The organism is Bacillus cereus group sp. BfR-BA-01355 (assembly GCF_022663675.1).
Taxonomy (GTDB): Bacteria; Bacillota; Bacilli; order Bacillales; family Bacillaceae_G; genus Bacillus_A; species Bacillus_A thuringiensis_S.
In genome coordinates, this window is the sequence record NZ_JAKUFY010000158.1 from 1 (window position 1) to 8,539 (window position 8,539).

Genomic DNA, 8,539 nt, shown 5'->3' on the forward strand with positions numbered 1-8,539 from the left:
GTTTTTAAAAATGGGGTTCCAATTATTTTAATCGAGGCAAAATCTGTAACAGAAAATCTCCTTAAACACGATGCGCAACTATCTAGATATTTCAATGCCTTACCTGATGTCAAAGTAGGGGTACTAACTAATGGTGTAGAATACAAGTTTTATACTGATTTAACAAATGACAATGTGATGGATGAAAAACCTTTCTTCACATTCAGCATGGATAATTTAACTAATTTAGATATTGAAACGATTGAAACTTTTACAAAAGAAAATTTTGAAGCTGAAGAAATCGTAAAATATGCTGAAGAGCTTATTTATATGACCAATTTAAACTCTACAATTAAAGAACTATTTAAAAATCCTTCAGATGACTTCCTTCGTTTTCTAATTAGAGACTTTAGCTCAACTAGAATTACAAATAACGTTTTAGAGCGATTCCGACCAATCGTTAAAAAAGCAATTAATCGAACACTATTAGAAATAATCAGTGATGGTTTAACACCAAAAGAAACAAAAACATCGGAGAAAATAGAAACAAGCCTAGTTGCAGCTGCTTCTACCGAAATAATTGAAGACATTAACAAAGAAGACAAAACAGATAGAGTTTTCACTACAGAAAATGAACTAACCGCATTTAACATTGTTAAAGAGATTTTAACTGAGCATCAAAGAGATATCAGTAACCTCAAATATAAAGATACCATTAGTTATTTTTGTATCATGAATCGTGTAATCACAAAATGGTTTATACGTCTCTTCCTTGATGGCGATGCAAAATCCTTAGTTGTAAGACTCGATTTAGAAGCTACGAAACAGCTATGCCCTAATTTTGTGGTTGAACAAGCCCCAAAATCACAGGGAGTGAGTAGAATTTTTATTGATAACGTTAATGACTTAAAAGATCTGGAAGCACTTATTACTTCGTGCTATGATCAAATTTTAGCTAATGTTTAAAAGAGAAAAATGTACGCTCTTTTTCCAACAACCTGACAAAAAGCCAATCCAATGGATTGGCTTTTGAAGTTTATATATAAAATAAAGTTATTTATTTTCCTCTTTTTGAACATATACATAAGCATCTTTCTGCTCTTTATGTATATCAACCTTCGAATTCTCTGCAAGCTGACCCGCATTTAGCAAAGAAAAAATAATCAACGCTTCTAGTGACATTTCGTTTTACCACTCCTTTCTAATTGTTATACGTTTATCATACCGCTTACATGTGATTTCCGTATGAACTCGAAAAGGAGATTAAAACAAAAAAAGCTTTGAGGAATTTCCCCAAAGCTTTTTATTTATTAGTAACGAATTAAGAAATATTTCTTTTTACCGCGGCGAATGATTGTAAATTTACCTTCGATGCGGTCGTTTTCTGTTACAACGTAGTCTAACGCTTGTGTACGCTCACCGTTTACGTAGATTGCGCCGTTCGTTACATCTTCACGTGCTTGACGTTTTGATGGAGAGATTTTGCTTTCTACAAGTAAGTCGATTAATACTGTATCTTCTGCAGTACGTTCTACAGATGGTACGTCTTTGAATCCTTGTTCAATTTCGCTTGCAGTTAGTTCTGCTACAGAACCGCTGAATAGTGCAGCTGAAATTTTAATCGCTTGCTCTAATGCTTCTTCGCCGTGAACAAGTTTTGTCATTTCAGAACCTAATGCTTTTTGTGCTGCACGTTTTTCTGGTGCTTCAGCTACTTGCTTTTCAAGCTCAAGAATTTCTTCATGAGATAAGAATGTGAAGTATTTTAAGTATTTAACAACGTCGCGGTCATCTGTGTTAATCCAGAATTGGTAGAACTCGTAAGGAGTTGTTTTCTCTGGATCTAACCAAATTGCGCCGCCTTCTGTTTTACCAAACTTCGTACCGTCAGATTTTGTAACAAGTGGAATTGTTAAACCGAATGCTTTCGCATCTTCCTCTGATTTACGAATTAATTCAAGACCAGCTGTAATGTTACCCCATTGGTCACTACCACCGATTTGCAGACGGCAATTATGGTGTTGGTATAAGTTTAAGAAGTCGTATGATTGTAAAATCATGTAACTGAACTCAGTGAATGAAATACCAGTTTCTAAACGAGATGCTACTGTATCTTTTGCTAACATATAGTTTAAACCGAAGTTTTTACCGATATCGCGTAAGAATGAAATTACATCTAAGCTACCAAGCCAGTCATAGTTGTTAGCCATCGTTGCTGGGTTGTCCACGTTTTCAAACTCTAAGAAGTTTGAAAGTTGGTTTTTAATGCTTTCTGTGTAGTAAGCAACTGTATCTTTCGTATTTAATGTACGTTCTGCTTTTTTACCACTCGGGTCACCGATCATACCAGTACCACCGCCAACAAGTGCGATTGGTTGGTGGCCAGCTAATTGGAAACGACGTAACATTAATACTGGTAACATATGACCAATATGTAAACTATCCGCTGTCGGGTCGAAACCACAGTATAATTTAACGCTTTCTTTTTCTAATAATTGCTCAAGGCCCTCAGCATCTGTTTGCTGATTAATTAGACCGCGAAATTCAAGATCTTGTAAAATACCCATATCCTACATACTCTCCTTTAAGTTCATTACTGGCGTGAAGGTTGAAAACATAAAAAAATCGCCCCTTCAAATAAGGGACGATTTTGATTATCGCGTTACCACCCTAGTTGCAGGCAAAAAAGCCTACCACCTTATTTACATAACGGCTTAGCACCGTCTTTTCCCTTTTGAATACAATTCAATCGAAAAAAGATGCTCTAGGGGCGTAATTCGCGATCATCTATGTGCTGATTTTCACCGGCCATCAGCTCTCTAAAACAGGGAAATGATCACTACTTCTCCCTTTCCACGCTCAATTATTCATATACTTTTCTTTATACCATCATTTATATAGGCGTGTCAAATAGAGGTCAGGTTTCCCTCCTTGCCAATCCTTTACAACGCCATAAAGAGTATCGTAATAAGAGAAAGAATTGGAACCCCAACTAATAACGATACATGAAACACAACCGATAAATCATTCCCAATGGTCGCCTCCACAGGATCTTTCGCTGGAGAACCAAGAAACCCGATTAATCGATCGAATTGACTTACCGTTTTTGGAAAGTCTGGTATTTCTACATGATCACTATCTAAATGTTGCTTTAATTTATATTCACTTTTAAAGAGATTTTCGCTCAATTTCATCCACCTCCAGCAATTGTTTCAATTTCTTTATCCCGTTATAGAGTCTCGATTTCACTGTTCCAATCGGAATGTTTAATATCTCTGCAATTTCTTTTTGCTGCATGTCATGATAATAAGAAAGGATTAGGACCGCTCTTTGCTCTTCTGGAACTTTCAAAATTGCTTCTCTTACTGTAAGCCGATCTTCGTGAGAAAATTCTTTTTCCGGAATCGGCACTAAAAATGGCAAAAGCGTACGCCACTTTTTTCTCCTATTTAACTTATTAATCATAAGACGATAACCAATTTGAAATAAATACGTTTTTATTTTACCTTTTTCAAGTTCATACATATGTTTCTTACGCTCTAGCGTCAAAAACGTATCTTGCACAAGATCGATACTTAATTGTTCATCTCGGTTAAATCGATATAAAAATGTGTATAGCGCTGGTTTGATTAAAACATATAGTCTTTCTCCCGCTTGTTTATCTCCACTTTGATACGCAAGCATGAGCTCCTCCTCAATCCCAATCTGCGCCATGATTTTTGATCTCCTTTATTCCTTTTAACGTTAATGAAATACGGGAAATTAAATATGCAATCGCAATAAAAATCCACAATTGTGATTGATTTGTAAAAAATTGCACATATGGGTTTTGAATCGTAAATCCCATTGCAACTAAAGTATTTAACGCTTGCACACATATGCATGCATACAATGCCAGACAAACAGAAATCGTATCAAATACATTCCAGCGAAAATAAACTTTTGTTTTTGTAAAATCGATTTTATTCCCTTTTTTTCGTACTATATGTTTTCTATCAAATGGAATAATGATTGAAAACATAACACCCATTATAACTCCAGCTGTAAGCATTGATACTCTATATCCAATTGGTATCGGTAAGAAAAGACCACAAGAAAATACAACTATAATCCCAATTAAAGCAAAAGTAAGAAGTAATTTATTAGACATATAAAAGCCTCCCTCATCTATTCTTTCATAAATGTATACAGACGAGGAAGGCACTTCGTTCAAATATTATTTTAGTTTTTTTATAATCTTTGCAGGATTCCCGCCAACTACTACATTATTAGGCACATCTTTCGTTACGACAGCACCAGATGCGATCACCGCATTGTCTCCAATTGTTACACCTGGATTAATAATTGCTCTTCCGCCAATCCATACGTTATCGCCAATTGTAACTGGTTTTCCGTATTCTGATCCGCTTATACGCTCTACCGGATCAAGCGGGTGCGTTGCTGTATAAATGTGAACACCTGGAGCTAACATACAGTTCACTCCGATTGTTACCGGGCATACGTCTAAAATCGTACAGTCAAAGTTCGCGTAAAAATTTTCACCGACATGAATGTTATAGCCGTAATCACATCTAAAAGAAGATTCAAGATGAATATTATCTCCTGTCGTTCCGAATAATTCTTTTATGATTTCGCTACGCTCTTTCAATTGCTCTTCTGGCGTATCATTTAATTTTCTCGTTAATATACGTGCTTGCTCTCTTTCTTGTACTAAAACTGGATCAGCCGGTATATACATTTCTCCTAGTATCATCTTTTCTTTTTCTGTTTTCATCATACTACCCCCGTTAACTTATATATATAAGTTAATAATAACATAAAAAAAGGCCTGAACATTTTTTCGTTCAGACCTTCCTCTCTTAATCTTCCATCGTTGATAAGTCACCTGTTGGTAAATTCAGCTCCCACGCTTTTAATACGCGGCGCATAATTTTACCACTTCTCGTTTTCGGTAATTTATCTCTAAATTCAATTTGTCGTGGCGCTGCATGAGCTGCTAGGCCTTTCTTTACAAATTGACGAATTTCTTCTTTTAATTCATCAGATGGTTCGTATCCTGCTCGAAGTGCGATAAATGCTTTAATAATTTCGCCACGCACTGGATCAGGAATACCAATTACACCTGCTTCTGCAACAGCAGCATGCTCGATTAATTTACTTTCTACTTCAAACGGACCAACGCGCTCACCTGACGTCATAATTACATCGTCAATACGTCCTTGGAACCAGAAGTATCCATCTTCATCCATATAGGCAGAGTCACCTGATACGTACCAATCTCCCGGCATGAAATAAGATTCATACTTTTGCTGGTTATTCCAGATTGCACGCATCATAGATGGCCAACCTTTCGCAATTGCTAAGTTACCCATTGTGTATGGAGGAACTTCATTTCCTTCATTATCAACAATCGCTGCTTTTACACCTGGAATGGGTTTACCCATTGAACCTGGACGGATTTCCATACAAGGGTAGTTACAAATAACTTGTCCACCTGTTTCTGTCATCCACCACGTATCATGAATACGAAGTCCAAATGCATTCATACCCCAGCGAATTACTTCTGGATTTAACGGCTCACCAACGCTTAATACGTGACGAACTTGTGATAAGTCATATTTTTTAACTGCGTCTTGTCCAGCTCCCATTAACATACGGAACGCTGTCGGTGCACTATACCAAACTGTTACACCGTAATCTTGCAGTGCTTCATACCAAGCTTCCGGACTAAATCGCCCACCTAAAATAACATTTGACGCTCCAACTAACCACGGTGCGAAAATACCGTAAGCAGTTCCCGTTACCCAGCCTGGATCAGCTGTGCACCAATATACATCGTCTTCTTTTAAATCTAATACCCATTTCGCCGTTTGATAGTGCTGAACCATTGCATTTTGCGCATGAAGCACACCCTTTGGCTTACCAGTAGAACCAGACGTATAGTGAAGAATTAAACCATCTTCACGGCCTAACCATTCAATATGTAATTCTTTTGAAGCTTGTTCAAATAAAGGATTGAACGCTACCGTTTTACCGCCTTCTTCTACATTATCTCCAACAAGAAAAACTGTTTTTAAAGCAGGTAAATCATTTAATGGTACACGCTCTAATAACTCAGGCGTTGTAATTAACACCTTCGCTTCACTATCTTCTAAACGATCGCGAACCGCACCTTCCATAAATGCTTCAAATAACGGTCCAACAATTGCTCCTAATTTCACTGCACCTAAAAGTGCGAAATATAATTCTGGAGAACGTGGCATAAAAATAAAAACGCGATCGCCTTTTTCTACATCGCCATAATTTTTCAGGACATTTCCTGCTTTATTAGAAAAATCCTTCATTTCCTTAAATGTATATTTCTCTTTTCGCGATCCATCTTGATAATAAAGAGCTACTTTATTCTTTCGATCGGATTTCGCATGCTTATCAATTGCCTCATACGCCATATTTACTCGGCCTGTTTCATTCCAAGTAAAGTTTTTATTAACCTCTTCCCAGTTAAAATTCGCGTATGCCTCATCATAATTCGGCAAATTATTTTCTCCTTTAATGACAGGAAGCGTTTCTACTTTCATACTTTACATCCCCCTCCTATGTATTCTATTATCTATTATAATGATATTATTTAAAATTTTCAGTATATTTGTTGGTTTTTAGACAAATTTTTAATGACAAAATTCGATTCACATCGCATATATTATAAAGTACGATATTAATAGATTCACAAACCCTCAAGGTGGTGAGCAATACATTGATTCATAAAAAAATATACAATGCTAGAAACTTAAAAACAGCGAAAGGCACTTTAATTATTGAAGGTCCTGTCTCTACACATAATCTTGAAATGTATGAATTTCATCCAGATTTAGTTGCATTTCGTCCTGCTGAACAGCAATATAAAGCAATTGTCGAAATTTCTAAATTACCAGAAGCTCGACTCATTATTGCTAGACATGACCAGATGATTGTTGGATATGTTACATATTTATATCCTGATCCACTTGAACGATGGTCAGAAGGAAAAATAGAAAACTTAATTGAGCTTGGGGCAATTGAAGTAGTTCCAGCCTTCCGCGGGAGTTCTGTCGGAAAGAACTTACTAGAGGTTTCTATGATGGACGATTATATGGAAGATTACATTATATTGACGACTGAATATTATTGGCACTGGGATTTGAAACAAACAGGATTAAATGTTTGGGAATACCGAAAAGTAATGGAAAAGATGATGAATGCCGGCGGGTTACAATGGATGGCTACAGACGATCCTGAAATTTGTTCACATCCCGCCAACTGTTTAATGGTCCGCATCGGTAAACGCGTTGATACGGATTCTATTCAAGCTTTTGATCGTCTACGTTTTCACAATCGTTTTATGTATTAATAAAGGGGGCAACTGGAATGATTGTAGAAGAAATTATGAATCAAAATGTAGTTACACTACATCCAAACGATACAATCGAAACAGCAATCCGAACGATTCGCACGAAAGGAATTCGGCACATTCCAATTGTCGATCAAAATAATCACGTCGTAGGCATTATTTCTGATCGGGATGTAAGAGATGCAAGTCCGTCTATTCTAGATGAACAAGTTTCACTCGATATGCTACAGCAACCGCTTGAACTTATTATGAAACATCCTGTAATGACTTGCCACCCTCTCGATTTCGTTGAGGAAATTGCTACTTTATTTTTTGAAAATAAAATTGGCTGTCTTCCTGTTACAAAAGCTGGGAAGTTAGTTGGAATAATCTCAGAATCTACAGTACTGCACACGTTAGTAAAATTAACAGGAGCACATCAACCGAGTTCACAAATTGAAATTCAAGTAAAAAATGAACCTGGTATTCTTGGAAAAGTCGTTGCTATTTTTAGTGATTTACAAATAAATATCGTGAGCGTTCTCGTCTACCCAGCAAAAGATGAGAATGATAAAGTACTTGTTTTCCGCATTCAAACGATGAATCCTCTAAAAGTGATTGATGCACTTGAAGCAGAAGGCTATCGCGTATTATGGCCGAACATCATGGGGATGCAAGCATGAGTAGCGCGTTTATTTATTCGGATGACTTTCGGGGCTATTCATTTAGCCCTGATCATCCTTTTAACCAACTGCGCGTCACACTTACGTATGATTTATTACAAAAGGGTGGTTTCATCTCTCCCTCTCAAATCATCTCACCACGGATGGCTACAGATGAAGAGATTGCCTACGTTCATACAGAGGAGTACATAAATGCGGTAAAACGTGCTGGAGAAGGAAAGTTAGAAAAATCAATTGCGATGACATATGGACTAGGAACAGAAGATACACCGATGTTCCCAAATATGCACGAAGCAAGCGCATTGCTCGTTGGCGGTACGTTAACAGCTGTCGATGCTGTTCTTTCCGGAAAAGTAAAACACGCACTTAACTTAGGTGGAGGCTTACATCACGGCTTCCGTGGCAAAGCATCTGGTTTTTGTATTTATAACGATAGCTCCATCGCAATGAAGTATATTCAGAAGAAATACGGTTTACGCGTCTTATATATTGATACAGACGCTCATCACGG

Annotated in this window: 10 protein-coding genes, 1 pseudogene and 1 other annotated feature; of the genes and pseudogenes, 4 read left to right on the forward strand and 7 right to left on the reverse strand. The window is 37.0% G+C overall.

The window, feature by feature from the left end:
- Positions 1-945, forward strand: a 945-nt coding sequence (locus MR167_RS29035) for a type I restriction endonuclease (RefSeq protein ID WP_242316077.1), incomplete at its 5' end; no start/stop codon positions are given.
- An 87-nt stretch (positions 946-1,032) separates the two neighbouring features.
- Here MR167_RS29035 and MR167_RS29040 read toward each other — a convergent pair.
- The 7 genes from MR167_RS29040 to acsA form a co-directional block, all read right to left on the reverse strand.
- The gene (locus tag MR167_RS29040; RefSeq protein ID WP_000050940.1) at positions 1,033-1,161 is read right to left on the reverse strand and encodes a hypothetical protein; all 129 of its coding nucleotides are present in this window, start codon (positions 1,159-1,161) and stop codon (positions 1,033-1,035) included.
- A 128-nt stretch (positions 1,162-1,289) separates the two neighbouring features.
- Positions 1,290-2,546, reverse strand: coding sequence for a tyrosine--tRNA ligase (gene tyrS / locus MR167_RS29045; protein WP_063675844.1), 1,257 nt, complete (start codon positions 2,544-2,546; stop codon positions 1,290-1,292).
- 70 nt (positions 2,547-2,616) lie between these two features.
- Positions 2,617-2,844, reverse strand: a binding site (T-box leader).
- A gap of 77 nt (positions 2,845-2,921) precedes the next feature.
- Positions 2,922-3,167 (reverse strand): hypothetical protein, encoded by a 246-nt coding sequence (locus MR167_RS29050; RefSeq protein ID WP_001293698.1) that lies wholly within the window; start codon positions 3,165-3,167, stop codon positions 2,922-2,924.
- Positions 3,148-3,693: an RNA polymerase sigma factor gene (locus MR167_RS29055; RefSeq protein WP_000057202.1), complete on the reverse strand. Its 546-nt coding sequence runs from the start codon at positions 3,691-3,693 to the stop codon at positions 3,148-3,150. Before MR167_RS29055 ends, MR167_RS29050 begins: the two co-directional genes overlap by 20 nt.
- Complete coding sequence (locus tag MR167_RS29060; protein ID WP_000066443.1) at positions 3,674-4,129, reverse strand: hypothetical protein; 456 nt, start codon at positions 4,127-4,129, stop codon at positions 3,674-3,676. The genes MR167_RS29055 and MR167_RS29060 overlap by 20 nt, the downstream gene beginning before the upstream one ends.
- A 66-nt stretch (positions 4,130-4,195) precedes the next feature.
- Positions 4,196-4,756 carry a maltose acetyltransferase domain-containing protein gene (locus tag MR167_RS29065; RefSeq protein ID WP_003257681.1) on the reverse strand — a complete coding sequence of 187 codons (561 nt, stop codon included), beginning with the start codon at positions 4,754-4,756 and terminating at the stop codon, positions 4,196-4,198.
- Positions 4,757-4,838: 82 nt separating this feature from the next.
- Complete coding sequence (gene acsA, locus MR167_RS29070) at positions 4,839-6,557, reverse strand: acetate--CoA ligase (RefSeq protein WP_242316078.1); 1,719 nt, start codon at positions 6,555-6,557, stop codon at positions 4,839-4,841.
- A gap of 176 nt (positions 6,558-6,733) precedes the next feature.
- On the opposite strand from acsA, the gene acuA reads away from it, so the two are divergent.
- The 3 genes and pseudogenes from acuA to acuC form a co-directional block, all read left to right on the forward strand.
- A complete protein-coding gene (acuA, locus tag MR167_RS29075; protein WP_000581392.1) occupies positions 6,734-7,366 on the forward strand; it encodes an acetoin utilization protein acetyltransferase AcuA in 633 nt (210 codons plus the stop codon).
- Between the two features lie 17 nt (positions 7,367-7,383).
- Positions 7,384-8,028: an acetoin utilization AcuB family protein gene (locus MR167_RS29080; RefSeq protein WP_000634583.1), complete on the forward strand. Its 645-nt coding sequence runs from the start codon at positions 7,384-7,386 to the stop codon at positions 8,026-8,028.
- Positions 8,025-8,539, forward strand: a pseudogene (gene acuC, locus MR167_RS29085) (acetoin utilization protein AcuC); the annotation flags it as partial. The gene MR167_RS29080 and the pseudogene acuC, both read left to right, overlap by 4 nt.

What these genes read in the sequence shown, in the direction of transcription:
- MR167_RS29040 (WP_000050940.1), bottom strand. Translation starts at nt 1,161, where the DNA reads ATGTCACTAGAAGCGTTGATTATTTTTTCTTTGCTAAATGCGGGTCAG.
- tyrS (WP_063675844.1), bottom strand. Translation starts at nt 2,546, where the DNA reads ATGGGTATTTTACAAGATCTTGAATTTCGCGGTCTAATTAATCAGCAA.
- MR167_RS29055 (WP_000057202.1), bottom strand. Translation starts at nt 3,693, where the DNA reads ATGGCGCAGATTGGGATTGAGGAGGAGCTCATGCTTGCGTATCAAAGT.
- MR167_RS29060 (WP_000066443.1), bottom strand. Translation starts at nt 4,129, where the DNA reads ATGTCTAATAAATTACTTCTTACTTTTGCTTTAATTGGGATTATAGTT.
- MR167_RS29065 (WP_003257681.1), bottom strand. Translation starts at nt 4,756, where the DNA reads ATGATGAAAACAGAAAAAGAAAAGATGATACTAGGAGAAATGTATATA.
- acsA (WP_242316078.1), bottom strand. Translation starts at nt 6,557, where the DNA reads ATGAAAGTAGAAACGCTTCCTGTCATTAAAGGAGAAAATAATTTGCCG.
- MR167_RS29080 (WP_000634583.1), top strand. Translation starts at nt 7,384, where the DNA reads ATGATTGTAGAAGAAATTATGAATCAAAATGTAGTTACACTACATCCA.